17 protein-coding genes are annotated in these 13,377 nt (G+C 40.5%); 6 read left to right on the plus strand and 11 right to left on the minus strand.

Going from position 1 to position 13,377, the window contains the following annotated elements:
- Window positions 1-8 precede the first annotated feature (8 nt).
- The 4 genes from MKX52_RS09405 to cdaS all read right to left on the minus strand — a co-directional run bounded on the left by MKX52_RS09405 (window position 9) and on the right by cdaS (window position 3,988).
- Window positions 9-887, minus strand: coding sequence for a MoxR family ATPase (locus tag MKX52_RS09405; RefSeq protein ID WP_003215912.1), 879 nt, complete (start codon window positions 885-887; stop codon window positions 9-11).
- A gap of 89 nt (window positions 888-976) precedes the next feature.
- Entirely contained in the window at window positions 977-1,555 is a 579-nt protein-coding gene (locus MKX52_RS09410) for a superoxide dismutase family protein (protein ID WP_342490601.1), read from the minus strand.
- Between the two features lie 75 nt (window positions 1,556-1,630).
- On the minus strand, window positions 1,631-2,956 hold the full coding sequence (locus MKX52_RS09415) for a LysM peptidoglycan-binding domain-containing protein (RefSeq protein WP_342490602.1): 1,326 nt from the start codon (window positions 2,954-2,956) through the stop codon (window positions 1,631-1,633).
- A gap of 405 nt (window positions 2,957-3,361) precedes the next feature.
- The gene (gene cdaS, locus MKX52_RS09420) at window positions 3,362-3,988 is read right to left on the minus strand and encodes a sporulation-specific diadenylate cyclase CdaS (protein WP_342490603.1); all 627 of its coding nucleotides are present in this window, start codon (window positions 3,986-3,988) and stop codon (window positions 3,362-3,364) included.
- Between the two features lie 79 nt (window positions 3,989-4,067).
- On the opposite strand from cdaS, the gene MKX52_RS09425 reads away from it, so the two are divergent.
- Together MKX52_RS09425 and MKX52_RS09430 are read left to right on the plus strand one after the other, a co-directional pair.
- Complete coding sequence (locus tag MKX52_RS09425; RefSeq protein WP_342490604.1) at window positions 4,068-4,193, plus strand: hypothetical protein; 126 nt, start codon at window positions 4,068-4,070, stop codon at window positions 4,191-4,193.
- 58 nt (window positions 4,194-4,251) lie between these two features.
- Window positions 4,252-5,613: an MATE family efflux transporter gene (locus MKX52_RS09430; protein ID WP_144504695.1), complete on the plus strand. Its 1,362-nt coding sequence runs from the start codon at window positions 4,252-4,254 to the stop codon at window positions 5,611-5,613.
- A 45-nt stretch (window positions 5,614-5,658) separates the two neighbouring features.
- Here MKX52_RS09430 and bshB2 read toward each other — a convergent pair whose 3' ends face one another.
- The 4 genes from bshB2 to rarD all read right to left on the minus strand — a co-directional run bounded on the left by bshB2 (window position 5,659) and on the right by rarD (window position 7,964).
- On the minus strand, window positions 5,659-6,324 hold the full coding sequence (gene bshB2 / locus MKX52_RS09435) for a bacillithiol biosynthesis deacetylase BshB2 (protein ID WP_012010261.1): 666 nt from the start codon (window positions 6,322-6,324) through the stop codon (window positions 5,659-5,661).
- 18 nt (window positions 6,325-6,342) lie between these two features.
- Window positions 6,343-6,693 carry a YojF family protein gene (locus MKX52_RS09440; RefSeq protein ID WP_012010262.1) on the minus strand — a complete coding sequence of 117 codons (351 nt, stop codon included), beginning with the start codon at window positions 6,691-6,693 and terminating at the stop codon, window positions 6,343-6,345.
- Complete coding sequence (locus tag MKX52_RS09445; RefSeq protein WP_012010263.1) at window positions 6,690-6,971, minus strand: hypothetical protein; 282 nt, start codon at window positions 6,969-6,971, stop codon at window positions 6,690-6,692. Before MKX52_RS09445 ends, MKX52_RS09440 begins: the two co-directional genes overlap by 4 nt.
- A gap of 78 nt (window positions 6,972-7,049) precedes the next feature.
- The gene (rarD, locus tag MKX52_RS09450; protein WP_049754910.1) at window positions 7,050-7,964 is read right to left on the minus strand and encodes an EamA family transporter RarD; all 915 of its coding nucleotides are present in this window, start codon (window positions 7,962-7,964) and stop codon (window positions 7,050-7,052) included.
- Between the two features lie 86 nt (window positions 7,965-8,050).
- Here rarD and MKX52_RS09455 point away from each other — a divergent pair, with 86 nt between their 5' ends.
- Window positions 8,051-8,524, plus strand: coding sequence for a hypothetical protein (locus MKX52_RS09455; protein WP_060596556.1), 474 nt, complete (start codon window positions 8,051-8,053; stop codon window positions 8,522-8,524).
- A gap of 40 nt (window positions 8,525-8,564) precedes the next feature.
- Here the strand turns inward: MKX52_RS09455 and MKX52_RS09460 are convergent, their stop codons facing one another.
- Window positions 8,565-8,783, minus strand: coding sequence for a hypothetical protein (locus MKX52_RS09460; protein WP_003215921.1), 219 nt, complete (start codon window positions 8,781-8,783; stop codon window positions 8,565-8,567).
- Between the two features lie 75 nt (window positions 8,784-8,858).
- Window positions 8,859-9,191, minus strand: coding sequence for a winged helix-turn-helix transcriptional regulator (locus MKX52_RS09465; RefSeq protein ID WP_088003465.1), 333 nt, complete (start codon window positions 9,189-9,191; stop codon window positions 8,859-8,861).
- A 139-nt stretch (window positions 9,192-9,330) separates the two neighbouring features.
- Here MKX52_RS09465 and MKX52_RS09470 point away from each other — a divergent pair, with 139 nt between their 5' ends.
- The 3 genes from MKX52_RS09470 to MKX52_RS09480 all read left to right on the plus strand — a co-directional run bounded on the left by MKX52_RS09470 (window position 9,331) and on the right by MKX52_RS09480 (window position 11,881).
- Window positions 9,331-9,948: a nitroreductase family protein gene (locus MKX52_RS09470; RefSeq protein WP_058014891.1), complete on the plus strand. Its 618-nt coding sequence runs from the start codon at window positions 9,331-9,333 to the stop codon at window positions 9,946-9,948.
- A 236-nt stretch (window positions 9,949-10,184) separates the two neighbouring features.
- Entirely contained in the window at window positions 10,185-10,388 is a 204-nt protein-coding gene (locus MKX52_RS09475; protein WP_342490605.1) for a DUF3311 domain-containing protein, read from the plus strand.
- A complete protein-coding gene (locus MKX52_RS09480; RefSeq protein WP_342490606.1) occupies window positions 10,388-11,881 on the plus strand; it encodes a sodium:solute symporter in 1,494 nt (497 codons plus the stop codon). The genes MKX52_RS09475 and MKX52_RS09480 overlap by 1 nt, the downstream gene beginning before the upstream one ends.
- A gap of 40 nt (window positions 11,882-11,921) precedes the next feature.
- Here MKX52_RS09480 and MKX52_RS09485 read toward each other — a convergent pair whose 3' ends face one another.
- Complete coding sequence (locus MKX52_RS09485; RefSeq protein WP_088001617.1) at window positions 11,922-13,307, minus strand: S41 family peptidase; 1,386 nt, start codon at window positions 13,305-13,307, stop codon at window positions 11,922-11,924.
- Between the last annotated feature and the right edge of the window lie 70 nt (window positions 13,308-13,377).

Below are 13,377 nucleotides of genomic sequence, written 5' to 3' on the forward strand. Positions count from 1 at the left end.
TCAGAACCTCACTCGAATAATGTTTGGGCAATATTTCTTACCGCTGCTTTTTCCCGGTCATCTTCTAGCTTTTCAACAATCCCTCGTTCAACTGCCCGAAGCGGCGGGATGTATTGCGCAAGATCACATGTGTCTAGGAGTGCGCGAATGGATGCTGCTTCTTCACTTACCTGCCCGTTGTGCGCCTGTGTAATGAGGTCTGATGAGAGCTGTACGAATTGATCGATCAAGCGTTCATCCTTTAATACAGATTGAGATTGCAATACATCCTTTAAGATGCCACCGCCGATATATGGGACGTCAATGACAACAAAACGGTTTTTTAACGCTTCATTTAGTGGGACTGTGCCGACATAGCCTTCATTGATGGCCGCAATCACGCCAAAGCCTTCATCTGCTCGAACGACCTCGCCTGTAAATGGATTTGTCATCATTTTTCTGTAGTCGAGTACACCGTTTAAAATAGGCAAGGTTTCTGGCTTCGCCATGTTGATTTCATCAATATATAAAAGATGGCCTTTTTTCATTGCTTTTGTTACAGGTCCTTCTATAAATTCAATAGAAGCAACTTGACCATCATTGTGAATGGTTTTATAGCCAATCAAGCTTTCTGCATCAAGATCAACTGAGCAGTTCACACTGTGCATCGGTTGCTGAAAGAAAGCAGATAAAGTTTCTGCTAATTTTGTTTTACCTGAACCGGTCGGCCCTTTTAAAAGAACGTTTTTGCCGAGTGCTAGTGCAATCATGGCATCTTGTATGATAGATGTGTCCTGTGATTCATAACCGCCTGTTCCAATAAGCGGACGGAATTCTTCTTCTAGTCCTTTTGCTTTTGCTTCAATCATTGCTTGAATTTCTTCTGGGAGTGATTGTTCGTTAAACATGTATGATTAATTCCTCTCTTCGATCATTTTCCTCACCAAGTATACTAAAAAAACCTTTATGCACTCAATACATAAAGGCTAGACATCTGTTATTTTACCATTTCTTTTGTGATCGCTCCGCAGGCGATGCGTTTCCCTGAGTTTCCAGAAGGGTTGCTTAAATAATCATCTGCTTCTGCATGAATGATAAAGCTGCGTCCATTTTGATCGATTAATTGGTTCAATCCTCCTTTTAACGTCACATCTGGTGCATTCACGACAACATCAATTTGTCCATCTGCCCCAACCTCTAAATTAGGCATATCTCCAGCATGGTGACCTTTTGGGTTATCAAAGCCATGCTCCCGGTGTGTTGGATTAAAGTGAGCCCCTGCCGTTTCAAAATCTGGCGTTTCACATCTTCCTGTTTCGTGAATATGGAAGCCATGAGGACCTGGCGGCAGATTTTTTGCTTTCACATGTAAATCCAGCCCGTTTTCTGAGGAGTCTCTTACTTCGATACTTCCTATTTTTTGCCCGCTTTCATTAATGAGTGGCGTGGTAACCGGTGCTTGTTTAGGTGCTGCAACTTCAATGGTTTCTTCTGTCGTTTCTTTTTTCGGCGGTGCATGACATGCTGTTGTGACAAAGACCAGACACATCATGATCAACCACACTGACTTTTTCATATGATTGCCCCCTTTTGATATCAGTATGGACAACCTGATCAATAGGCAAACAAAAAAAGCCGAAAATCGGCTTTTTTAGAAGAAACGTTTTGCACCTAAATAGGCTTTTTTCCAGTATGGGTTGCTCAAGTTCGAGATCCCCACACCGCTGTCACTGGCATGAAGGAAATCTCCTCCGCCAAGGTATAGTCCCATATGAGATGGACCCGCTTTGTACGTTGTGAAATAAACAAAATCGCCAACTTGAGGTGTGCTCACAGGTGTCATCATACTCCAGTAGCCTGCTGTGCTTAATCTCGAGACAGATGAAACCTTGTTAATGAGATAGTAAACAAAGCCGCTACAGTCAAATCCAGATGGTGTATTGCCGCCCCATCTGTAAGGAATGCCTGTCAGCTTTTTCCCTTCTTGAATCATCGTCGTGATTTTTGCATTCATTGGCACATTGTTTTTGTCATTGTTGACTGGAGTTGTCGAGCCGTTAGACGTCGAACCATTTGATCCAGTTGAGCCTGAAGCTGCACCATTAATTTTGAGAACTTGTCCAATTCTAAGCACATCGCTTTTTAAGCTGTTAGCTGTACGGATGGATTGAACTTGCACTTTAAATTGATTCGCAATCTTCCATAAAGAATCACCTGATTTTACAGTATAAGATGTCGCTTTCCCGCTTGAAGACTGGTTACCGTTTGAAGGTGGATTGCTTGGTTTTGCAGGTGCTTTAGGCTGGCTTGGTTTTGATGTAGCCGTCCCTTTTACTTTTAAGACTTGATTCGGATAAATCGTATCAGATTTGATCCCATTCAATGTTTTAATTTCACCAATCGACATATTGAGCGAATTCGCAATTTTCCAGAGAGAATCCCCTAATTTGACCTTGTATGTACTTGATGAAGATGAACTATTTGAGTTCGTTGTCTTATTGTTTGAGCTGGAATTTGAAGAGGAGTTTGATGACTGACTCCCGCTTGTCTTTGTGCTTCCAGATACCTTTAGCTTTTGTCCAGGACGAATTAAGTCACTGTTTAAGCCGTTGAGACTTTTTAAGCTTGCGACTGACATTTTATGATTGTTTGCAATGAGCCATAAAGAATCTCCAAGCTTTACAGTGTAGCTTGATGTCGTTGAAGCATTTGATTTCGTTGCTTTTGAACCAGTTGACGAACTGGATTTTGTGCTTTTTGCGCCAGGAATTTTCAAGCTTTGTCCTGCAAAAATCATCGTCGTTTTTAGTTGATTAAGAGATTGAAGCTCCGAAATACTTGTATTGTACTGTTCGGCAATCTTCCAAAGTGAGTCACCGCTTTTCACCTTGATCGTCTGTGCTTCTGCCGGTGCAGCAAACACAGCTGAGCCAGCGATCGCTGAAACTGTGAGGCCGGTTACTACTTTTTTCTTCATAGATGAATCTCCGCCTTTCATGATTTCATTCAATAAGACATATGTACTAGTTTTAAGTTTAGCATTTAATGATTCTGCTTCTCTTGCACTATTTTATCTTTATTTCTATAATATTACTCGACATGTAGACGTTGGGCAATAACAAATAGGCTAAAGCAGTCAACTCAAAATGCTAAAACAAAGCCATATCGTTTGTATCGGCAGTTTACTGTATTTATAAACATTTTTTAAGGAATTTTTAAGTTGACGTTTAGAAATTTGTCAAAACAAGCACGTTGCTAGTTTCATAGTTCTATTCTACATGACAAATTTTTCTGTATCAAATGACTTTTTACTTAATTGCCTGTTTTTTCTCCTCGAATGAAAAAAGCATCCTTCCGAATGAAGAATGCAGCGAGTGATTTTTTATTTTTTGATTTCAGGCTCTTTTACAGTGAGCGGATAAAGGACGCCTTCTTTCGCAAATGACATTTTCCCTGTTTCCTCTGAAACGACGAGAACAAGTGCATCGGTCATGCCAGAGAGTCCAATTGCAGCTCTGTGTCTTGTCCCGAGAGAAGGACTGACTTTTTTTGAAGTAAGGGGCAGCACATTTGCCGCAGATACGAGCGTATTTTCTTTGACTAAAAGCGCACCATCATGAAGTGGATTTCCTGGGTAGAAAATGCTTTCAATTAATGACGCACTTATTTTCGCATGAAGCTTTGTCCCTCTTTGAATAAAATCCTCAACCTCATCCCGCCTTTGAATCACAATCAGTGCCCCGTGTTTTTGTTTTGATAAGTTCTCAATGGCTAACGAAAATTGAGCAAATCCGGGTGTGTATTCTTCCATATACGATTGCAAATAAAACGAGGAAGCCTCTGCATGCATTTCATTAAACTCATCATGTAATGACTCAAGATCACAAAGTAGACATTGCTCAATTTCATCAAGGGAATCGATAATGTCACTTGCATCTTTCATAATTTTCATCAAGTGTGTTCTCATACCCATTTTAAATTGTGCTTCTTCATTTGTACGATTGATCATTTGATCTTTTCCCTCCTCCTTTTCGTTGTCATAAAATAACAAATGATGCGCATTCTATTGTTATGGAGGTGACTTAATAATGACCATTCAGAAAATGATTCAATATGCTTGCAGCATTTTAGGTGTTGTCAGTCTTTCCTTTATTTATGCCCAAATGTTTAAAAAAACGAAGCCATCAAAGAAAAATAATCCGACGGAGAATTGATTTTTTTACATAGCATGATATAATCCTCTCGTTATTTCTGTTCAGAGAGGAACTTATGATGAGAGAAACAAATAGCATTCGAGCTAAGGTGAGACTATTTTTAACTATGTTGATTCCGATTTTAATCACTCAAGCGGGTCTTTCGCTTATTACGTTTTTAGACACCGTCATGTCTGGAAAAGTGAGTGCAGAAGACCTTGCGGGTGTTGCGATCGGTTCAAGCATTTGGACACCCGTTTATACAGGACTTGCTGGTATATTAATGGCCGTTACGCCAATTGTCGCTCAGCTGATGGGCGCGGGACATAAAAAAGATGTTCCAAAGGCTGTCTTTCAGGCGATTTATTTATCATTTCTTTTAAGTATCTGTGTGATTGCGATTGGAACAATTGGCATCCCTTACGTATTAGGGGGACTTGGACTGGAACAATCCGTAGAGGATATTGCCCGCCATTTCTTAAGTTTTCTTGCTTTTGGTATTATCCCGCTGTTTGGTTATTCGGTGCTTAGGTCATTTATTGATGCATTAGGAAAAACACGTGTAACGATGTTTATCACGTTAACAGCACTTCCGATTAACTTTGTGTTAAACTATGTATTTATTTTTGGGAATTTTGGCTTTCCAAAGCTTGGCGGTGCGGGAGCTGGCCTTGCTTCTGCGATGACGTATTGGGCAATTTTTATCATGAGTATTTGTATTGTCATGAAAGCAGAACCCTTTGCCTCATTTCATTTGTTTCAAAAACTGCCTCGAATCAATATCTCCCGTATGGGGCAAATACTGAAAATTGGTCTTCCTATTGGGTTTGCGATCTTTTTTGAAACGAGTATCTTTGCTGCTGTTACGTTATTAATGGGGCACTTTGATACTGTGACGATTGCAAGTCACCAGGCCGCGATGAACTTTGCTTCTATCTTATATATTTTACCGCTCAGTATCTCAATGGCTTTAACGATTGTCGTTGGGTTTGAAGCCGGTGCAAAGCGCTATAAAGATGCGCAAAGCTATAGCTATATCGGAATTGGAACGGCGGTATTATTCTCCTTGTTTACGGCAGCACTCATTTTATTATTTAGACCAGAAATTGCTGGTTTATACACAGCTGAATCGGCTGTTTTACAGCTGACACAGCACTTCTTGATTTATGCGATCTTTTTCCAGCTGTCAGATGCCATTGCTGCACCTATTCAAGGGGCGCTACGCGGCTATAAAGATGTGAACTATACGCTCATTGCCGCATTTGTTTCATACTGGGTGATCGGCCTTCCTTCCGGCTATCTGATTGGCACCTATACCTCGTATGGGGCATTCGGGTATTGGATTGGTCTCATTGCAGGACTTGCAGCAGGTGCTGTTGTCCTCTTTATCCGTCTCAGATTGATGGAAAAACGTTTGCTTCAGCAAGCGCCCAGTCACTAAATACGACACAAAAAAGCAGCTGATCGATGTCAGCTGCTTTTTTATTTAGTCATTCCATTGGTATGTCCAGAAGATTTCTTCATCGAACCATTTTTGGACAACAGGTTCTTTGTTTTTTAGCTTTTGTTCAAGCTCTCTCAGCATGCCTTCTGTTTGCGTTCTATGTGCTCTTAAAGCATTTAATTTGATATCTGCTACATCTGTAATGTCGATCGTAATATCTGCATTTCCGAGCACTTCTTCTCTATTTTTCGTAATCGCCATGCAGTATGTGACAGGACGATCTTCTTTTTTCTTACGGTAAAGAGCGCGGATTACTGCTTCCCCTGTCGCATCATGATCAGGGTGTACACCATGTCCAGGATAAAACGTGACAATCAGTGTAGGTTTGACTTCATCAATGATGGTTTCCATCACATCAGCTAAATACTCATCGTCCTCAAATTCCAACGTTTTATCGCGAAGACCAAGCATACGTAAGTCTGTGATATCCATTTCTTTGCAGGCATTGATTAATTCCTGTTTTCTTAACTCAGGAAGTGTTTCCCGATTGGCATATGTTGGGCTGCCCATATTTCTACCCATTTCCCCAAGTGTCCCGCATGCATACGTGACTGGGATGCCGCGTTTTCTGCTTTGTGCAATGAGACCTGCAACCCCAAACGATTCATCATCTGGGTGAGGCAGCATCACTAGTACATGTTCATTCATGACTCGTCACCCTCTCTTCTACACCTGAAATGGTGTTTCACTAATTTGTAATGAGATCGCTAGCTTCCCGTCTGGCAAGTGCCCTGCTAACAGCAAGCGGCCTTGGTCATCAAATTCATAATCGGTTAAGCCTTCTGCGTAAATCCAGCCATCTTCTGTTTTCATTCCAACACGGTACGGACCTTGTCCTTTTATTTTTGCCTGTGAATAGACGACTTTCGCATTGCGGATATAGGCAACGACCGTCATATTTTGTTCATTTACATGAGCTGAATAAGAACCAGTCGTCGTTTCAAGATGAACGAAGACTGGGCGATTTAAAAACGATTCGAGATGTGCTGTGACATCTTCCGTTTGAATTGGTTTCATGAGTGGTTCCTTCCTTCATTTTGAATTAATTCGCGCAGCTTTTTTGTATGTAAGCTGATCAGCTGCAGTTGATGATCATGCCCAAGCCCACTTTCTAATATTCTCTCTACAGCAAGTACATATTTTTGATGGAATGATTTTCTCGCCCTCGGATGAGTGCGCGCATCACTTAAATCATCACAAATTGCCTCGAGTAAAGAAGTCATATTATCAACATCAAGCTGACGATTTTTCCATAAAGATTGATAAGCAGCTGTAAGCTCATTGGCTGATGACATGTAATCACCTCTACAGTTTTGGTAACAACTTATTATGACATGATCCGCCTTCAAAAAAAAGCAAACTGCTCGTCGAACTTAATGAGAATTCGCTGTTTTTTTCATGCGTAATTGAGAGGTCGTAAACAATAAAATCGCCACCCAGATACAAAGAAACGTCACAATTTTAGCTGAAGATAAATGCTCGTGATACACAAACAACCCCAAAAACAGCGTAATCGTTGGTGCAATGTATTGCAAAATACCCACTTGATAAAGAGGAATTCGTTTTGCCCCTTCAGAGAATAAAAGAAGCGGTACCGCAGTAAAGACCCCTGCGAAGAATAACAGACCAAGCGATCCGAAGCTGTTAGGATTCATTGTCACGACAGGTTCTTTTAAGAAGAACAATAAGTATACAAGAGCTGCCGGTGCGAGAAGCAGCGTTTCAATGGTCAAACCAATGGCACTCGTAAAGCTCATTCTTTTTTTAATCAATCCATAAAAACCGAAGCTAAAGGCAAGTAATATGGCAACGACAGGAAATGAACCGTACTGAATCGTAGAAAGAATCACCCCTGCTGCGGCAATTAAAATCGCAATGGTTTGTAATTTATTGAGCCGCTCCTTCAAGAAAATGATCCCTAGTAAAACAGAGACAAGCGGATTAATATAATACCCTAAACTAGCTTCTAGCATAAGATGATGGTTGACTGCCCAAATGTACACATACCAGTTAACCGATATTAAAATAGCAGATAGTAGTAATGAAAAAAGTGCTTTACCATCGAGCATGAGACCCTTCACTGTCTGCATGGCTGGCCGGACTTGTTTTAAATACAGAAGAATACCGCACATAAAAACAAATGACCATAAAATTCTGTGCGCTAAAATTTCGCCTGACGAAATATGTTCCATCAGTTTCCAATATAACGGGAATAACCCCCATAATGTAAAAGATGCTGCCGTATAGAGAACACCTTTTGATTGCTGTTGTTCGTTCAATCTAACCATTCCTTTCTAAACCTATCGTATATTATAGCACGCACTCAAGTGAATGGGCATATACTAATTCAGGGCATTTAGAAAGGATGATTTGCATGTTTGACTGGAACCGATTATTCCCTTTTCAAAAGCAATTTTCAAAAGAAGCCTTAAAAAATTCAGACCCTAAAGACGTCGAGCAGTACGTCAATCAAGTGATGGAAAGTGTATTCGGCTCCAATTATCCTGCTCAGTTCCCTTTTCAGGACCCACTCTCTCAACATCAAAAAACGAAAGAAACAGACGTCAAAAAAGAAAAAGAACCCGAAGTGGAAGTGTTTGAGACCACTGATCACGTGTTCGTTAAGATTGAGCTTGCTCGGCCGAACACAGAAAAAGTAAAAATCAAACATACAGCCAACCTGCTATTTATTGATCATTTTCCTGAGGAAGGTACGCAGAAGAAAGTCGTCCTCCCTGCTGCTGTCAAAAGAAAAGGAACGAAGGCTTCGTATCAGGACGGTATTTTGGAGATTATGTTTTTAAAGCATGATGATCCGGGGATTTCTGAAATCGATATTCCATTATAAAAAGCCTGCTTTGATATAGAAGCAGGCTTACTCTTTTTTCTTAATAGTATGGTGGATATCCTCCGCCATAAGGTGGTGGAACAGGCGGTGGTGGTGGCGGGTAATATGGACGGGGATAATTAAAAATCGCACTTCCTAAAAATCCGCCAAGCAGTCCGCCGACTAAAGGAGCGCCAAAACCAAAAAACAAAGGGACTCTGGATTCATATGGCGGAATGCCAGGGGCGCCGCCTCGGAAATACGGAGTATGAGGGTACATGCATTTCTCCTCCTTTGTCATGTGCCTAAGATCAGCATATTCATCAGGAGTCAAAACGTTTGGGCAAACCTGAAACTAGGCTTGCTCCTTTTTTTCATGAGATGCTGTATATTCCCCAGCCCACCTAGATACCTCATGAAACACATCATGTAGCGCATTTCCTTTTTCAGTTAAACAATAAATGACTTTAACAGGCGTCTCAGGAAGTACAGTTCGCTTTATAATCCCTTCTTGCTCAAGTTCTTTTAAACGCTCTGCGAGCATTTTCTGACTGATAGATGGGATAATGTCCGTCATGTCTTTAAATCGCTTTGGACCATCAAGCAATACATGAATAATGAGACCATTCCACCTTTTGCCTAGCAGTAAAAAAGCTTGCTGAATGTGTGGACATAATTGAAATTCCATAAATTTCAGCCTTTCTTTTCATGATTGTTTGACAAACTAACGGTATACAATTTAAAATATCTCTAGTTACAATAAGTAAGTTTCTCACTTTTTTAGTTATTGTACCATACTATTTGCAAAAACGGGAGGAAATATCCATATGGCGACTGATCAAAAAACGATTGACATTTTAAAACAAAGAGCTTCAGTAAAAGAGTATGATACAACTCATGAAATGACAAAAGAAGAGCTAACAGAGCTACTTGATATCACAACAAAAGCTCCATCTGCGTGGAACCTTCAGCATTGGCATTTTACTGTGTTCCACAGTGCTGAATCCAAAGCGAAGTTACTTCCAATCGCTTATAACCAAAAACAAATCTCACAAGCATCAGCTGTTATTGCTGTACTAGGTGATCTTGAAGCCAATCAAAATGGCGAAAAAATCTATGGTGAGCTGGCAGAACAAGGGTTCATTACTGAAGACATCAAAGAAACATTGATGACTCAAATCAATGGCGCATACCAAAGCGAGCAGTATGCACGTGAAGCTGCGTATTCAAATGCTTCATTAGCTGCTATGCAATTAATGATTGCTGCAAAAGCAATGGGCTATGATACATGTGCAATGGGTGGTTTCAGTAAAGAAGCCTTCATCAAAGAATTCAATGTAAGCGGACGTTACGAGCCAGTCATGCTGATTTCAGTTGGTAAAGCAGCGAAAGAAGCTCATAAAAGCAACCGTTTCGACATCGAAGAAGTATCTGATTTTCTTTAAAAAATGGCAAGGCCCCAGCTTTCGTGCTGGGGCTTTTTTTATTTGCTTTAAATATTATTTCTGCATATTTTCTTTTTACTTTCCCCCTTTTCATCTACACTTTTTCTTTTTTTAAGAATGAAAGCGTTATATTAGTATGATATTCTCCAAAATGATTGTTTTTTCTGAAAATGGTCTTGTGATCTATTCTGACAACTGCTATTATTATGAAATTACAAAAAATTCAGGAGGGAATCATGAGTAAAAAATTGATACTGGCACTACTTATAGCGATTCCATTTATCGGACAGCTCGCACTGCTGCCCTTTGCGAATCGTATTCATCCATTTGTGATCGGCCTGCCTTTTTTCCATTTCTGGCTCTTACTATGGATAGTTCTCACACCAGTCTGTACATTTATCATTTATCAGATGCAACATTCAAATGGAGGAACTGACTAATGCAAGGAAATTTGACAGCTTTATTGATTACAGCAAGTATCATTTTCATCGTCGTGGTCATTGGATTTGCCGCTGGCCGTGATAAATCATCCAGACAATCAGTAGAGGAATGGTCTGTCGGCGGGAGGAAATTTGGCGGGCTGCTCGTCTGGTTCCTTGTTGGCGCAGATTTATACACAGCTTATACCTTTTTAGGGCTCACTAGTACAGCCTATACAGCTGGAAGTGTCGCTTTTTTCGCTATTCCTTATTCAGTTCTTGCGTATTTTATTGCTTATTTCTTCTTACCAAAGCTATGGACGGTTGCGAAAAATCACAACCTCACAACGCTTGCTGACTATGCACGTGAGCGCTTTGACAGCAAGCTGTTATCCAGTCTCATTGCGATTATTGGAGTACTTATGCTCATTCCTTATATTTGTCTTCAACTAAGCGGAATTCAAGATACGTTAACTGTCGCTGGAACTAGTTATATTAATGTGAATGCAGTTGTTATTATTTCATTTATTTTAGTTGCACTTTATACATTTTTCAGCGGGATAAAAGGTCCTACATATACAGCAATTATCAAGGATATTCTCGTTTGGGTCATCATGCTGTTTATGGTGGTTTCACTACCAATCATTCATTTTAACGGCTGGACTCCGATGATGAATACGTTAGCGAAGGAAGCGCCACAGCTTCTGACAATTCCTGACGGCGGCCCTAAAGGTATTTTATGGTTCATTACCGCTTCAGGCGTTTCTGCCCTTGCTTTATTTATGTGGGCACATGCGGCAACAGGGGTTTTCACAGCCAAAAGTGCAGACGCTATCCGTAAAAACAGTATGTTTTTGCCTCTTTATAACATTGTATTGATTTTGGTCATCTTCCTTGGATTTATTGCCTTCTTAGTCTTACCAGAAGATACGAATCCAAGATTTGCACTTCTTCATTTAATTCAAACGTCATATGGCGGCGTGATGCAGGGTCTTGCTTATTCAACGATTGCACTTGCTTCCCTCATTCCATGCTCGATCATGGCCATTGGTGCATCGAATTTATTTGCCAATAATTTATATCGTGATTTAATTCATCCGAATGTATCACCTAAAAGATTGACCATGATCACTCGTTCAATGGTATTTATCGTCATTGGGCTGGCTCTACTATTCGGAATGCTCTTCCCAACAGCACTTGTAACGCTTCAGCTCATTGGTGTTTCAGGAATGGTTCAAATCTTCCCTGCCATTGCGATCAGCTTGTTCTGGAAAAAACAATCGAGAGAAGCAACGATTGCAGGGTTAGTTGTTGGCATCATCGTCACCTTTACAGCCAATATCTCACAAGTCACGTTTGGTCTTTATGAAGGATTTCTTGGTTTACTAACAAACGTTGTGGTCATCCTTCTTTTGAATCCATTCTTTCAAAAGAAGGTCACAGCCAATTCTGTCATGAATGATCTATTTGAAAAAGATCAAGAAAAAACAGAAGCAATTGTAAACAACGCGTAAATATAAAAAGAGCAGTCCCCCTAAGTGGACTGCTCTTTCTTTATTTCATATCTTTTTTCAAGACTTCAATTGCTTTTTTCATTTGCGTATCATTGTTCTTTAGCTTATCTTGAATTTTTGTCATCAGTACTGTCGTTGTATCTCCCGTCAGCATTCCGTCTGCTTTCAGATCGTTATCGGTTTGGAATTTTTTGACGATCGTCTGGAAGGCTTGATCGTACTCACCATTTGCTTTTGCTTTGTAGTCAAGCGCTTGGAACATTTTTTGAGCCGCTTTGACTTCATCTCCACTGTCATTCAGCTGATACGTTTTTTTCGGGCTTAAGTATGGCAGCTTTGCATAACTTGGGAGTGATGCTTTGACCTGTGGTTCAATTCCTTTTTTGTGAATCCATGAACCATCCGGCGTCAGCCACTTAGCAATGGTTAACTTGACACTAGAACCATCATTATAGCTTTGCGCATTTTGAACAGTTCCTTTACCAAATGTCTTTTCACCAATAATTTTGATACCTGAAGATTGGTGCAGAGCCGCTGCCATGATTTCTGCAGCGCTGGCTGAGCCGCCATTTACAAGGACAACTGCCGGCTGATGCACTTTACGTTCTTTTTCAGCCTTGTACTCTTCTTTCTTCCCTTTTTCTTCAACTTGCATGATGACTTTCCCTTTATCGATAAAGTCATTACTCATTTCAATCGCTTCTGTCATGATGCCGCCTGGATTATCTCTCAGGTCAATGACAAACCCTTTTGCCCCTTTTTTCTCGAGGTCATCAATGGCTTTATCTAACTCTTTCGATGTTGTTTCAGCAAAGGACGTAATTTGGATTTCTCCTATTTTGTCTTTTGTGAGTTTTGCATACACTGTTTCAACCGGAATGGTGTCTCTTGTGATGGTCACATCAACATTGCCCACTCCTTGGCGGTTAAGGTGCAGCTTCACATCGGTACCTTTTTTCCCTCTGATTAGAGAGACTGCTTGATTGACTGACATGCCTTTTGTGCTTTTTCCATCCACCTTTAAAATACGATCATGAGGTTTCAACCCGGCTTTTTCAGCAGGAGAGCCTTTTATCGGTGCGACAATTAAAATTTGTCCATCCTTCTCTTCTACTTGCGCACCAATTCCTTCAAATGATGAAGAAATGGTGTTGTTAAATCCTTCGGCTTCCTCCTGATCCATATATGTAGAGTATGGATCATCAAGTGATGCAATCATTCCTTGAATCGCACCATCTACTAGTTTTTGATCATCCGTTTTTTCGTAATACTCATCTTTTACCTTCGTATACGCAGCCATGAGTTTACTAAACTTCTCATCTCCTGAGACATTGACAGCCCCTTGTTTTGTAATCACAAATGTAATCGCTGAGGACAGTGCCGCTGTCACTAGAATGGCGATGACGAACTTAAATTGTTTTTTCAAAAAAACACCACCTTTATCTCCTTTCATTATTATCAAGGACGATGCACCATCCGTCAACCAAAGGATCGAA

Origin of the sequence: Bacillus sp. FSL R5-0422 (assembly GCF_038610765.1) — a bacterium.
Lineage (GTDB): Bacteria > Bacillota > Bacilli > Bacillales > Bacillaceae > Bacillus > Bacillus pumilus_O.

Coding starts and splice junctions, on each gene's coding strand:
- MKX52_RS09405 (WP_003215912.1), bottom strand. CDS start 887: ATGTTTAACGAACAATCACTCCCAGAAGAAATTCAAGCAATGATTGAA.
- MKX52_RS09410 (WP_342490601.1), bottom strand. CDS start 1,555: ATGAAAAAGTCAGTGTGGTTGATCATGATGTGTCTGGTCTTTGTCACA.
- MKX52_RS09415 (WP_342490602.1), bottom strand. CDS start 2,956: ATGAAGAAAAAAGTAGTAACCGGCCTCACAGTTTCAGCGATCGCTGGC.
- cdaS (WP_342490603.1), bottom strand. CDS start 3,988: ATGATCAATCGTACAAATGAAGAAGCACAATTTAAAATGGGTATGAGA.
- MKX52_RS09425 (WP_342490604.1), top strand. CDS start 4,068: ATGACCATTCAGAAAATGATTCAATATGCTTGCAGCATTTTAGGTGTT.
- MKX52_RS09430 (WP_144504695.1), top strand. CDS start 4,252: ATGAGAGAAACAAATAGCATTCGAGCTAAGGTGAGACTATTTTTAACT.
- bshB2 (WP_012010261.1), bottom strand. CDS start 6,324: ATGAATGAACATGTACTAGTGATGCTGCCTCACCCAGATGATGAATCG.
- MKX52_RS09440 (WP_012010262.1), bottom strand. CDS start 6,693: ATGAAACCAATTCAAACGGAAGATGTCACAGCACATCTCGAATCGTTT.
- MKX52_RS09445 (WP_012010263.1), bottom strand. CDS start 6,971: ATGTCATCAGCCAATGAGCTTACAGCTGCTTATCAATCTTTATGGAAA.
- rarD (WP_049754910.1), bottom strand. CDS start 7,964: ATGGTTAGATTGAACGAACAACAGCAATCAAAAGGTGTTCTCTATACG.
- MKX52_RS09455 (WP_060596556.1), top strand. CDS start 8,051: ATGTTTGACTGGAACCGATTATTCCCTTTTCAAAAGCAATTTTCAAAA.
- MKX52_RS09460 (WP_003215921.1), bottom strand. CDS start 8,783: ATGTACCCTCATACTCCGTATTTCCGAGGCGGCGCCCCTGGCATTCCG.
- MKX52_RS09465 (WP_088003465.1), bottom strand. CDS start 9,191: ATGGAATTTCAATTATGTCCACACATTCAGCAAGCTTTTTTACTGCTA.
- MKX52_RS09470 (WP_058014891.1), top strand. CDS start 9,331: ATGGCGACTGATCAAAAAACGATTGACATTTTAAAACAAAGAGCTTCA.
- MKX52_RS09475 (WP_342490605.1), top strand. CDS start 10,185: ATGAGTAAAAAATTGATACTGGCACTACTTATAGCGATTCCATTTATC.
- MKX52_RS09480 (WP_342490606.1), top strand. CDS start 10,388: ATGCAAGGAAATTTGACAGCTTTATTGATTACAGCAAGTATCATTTTC.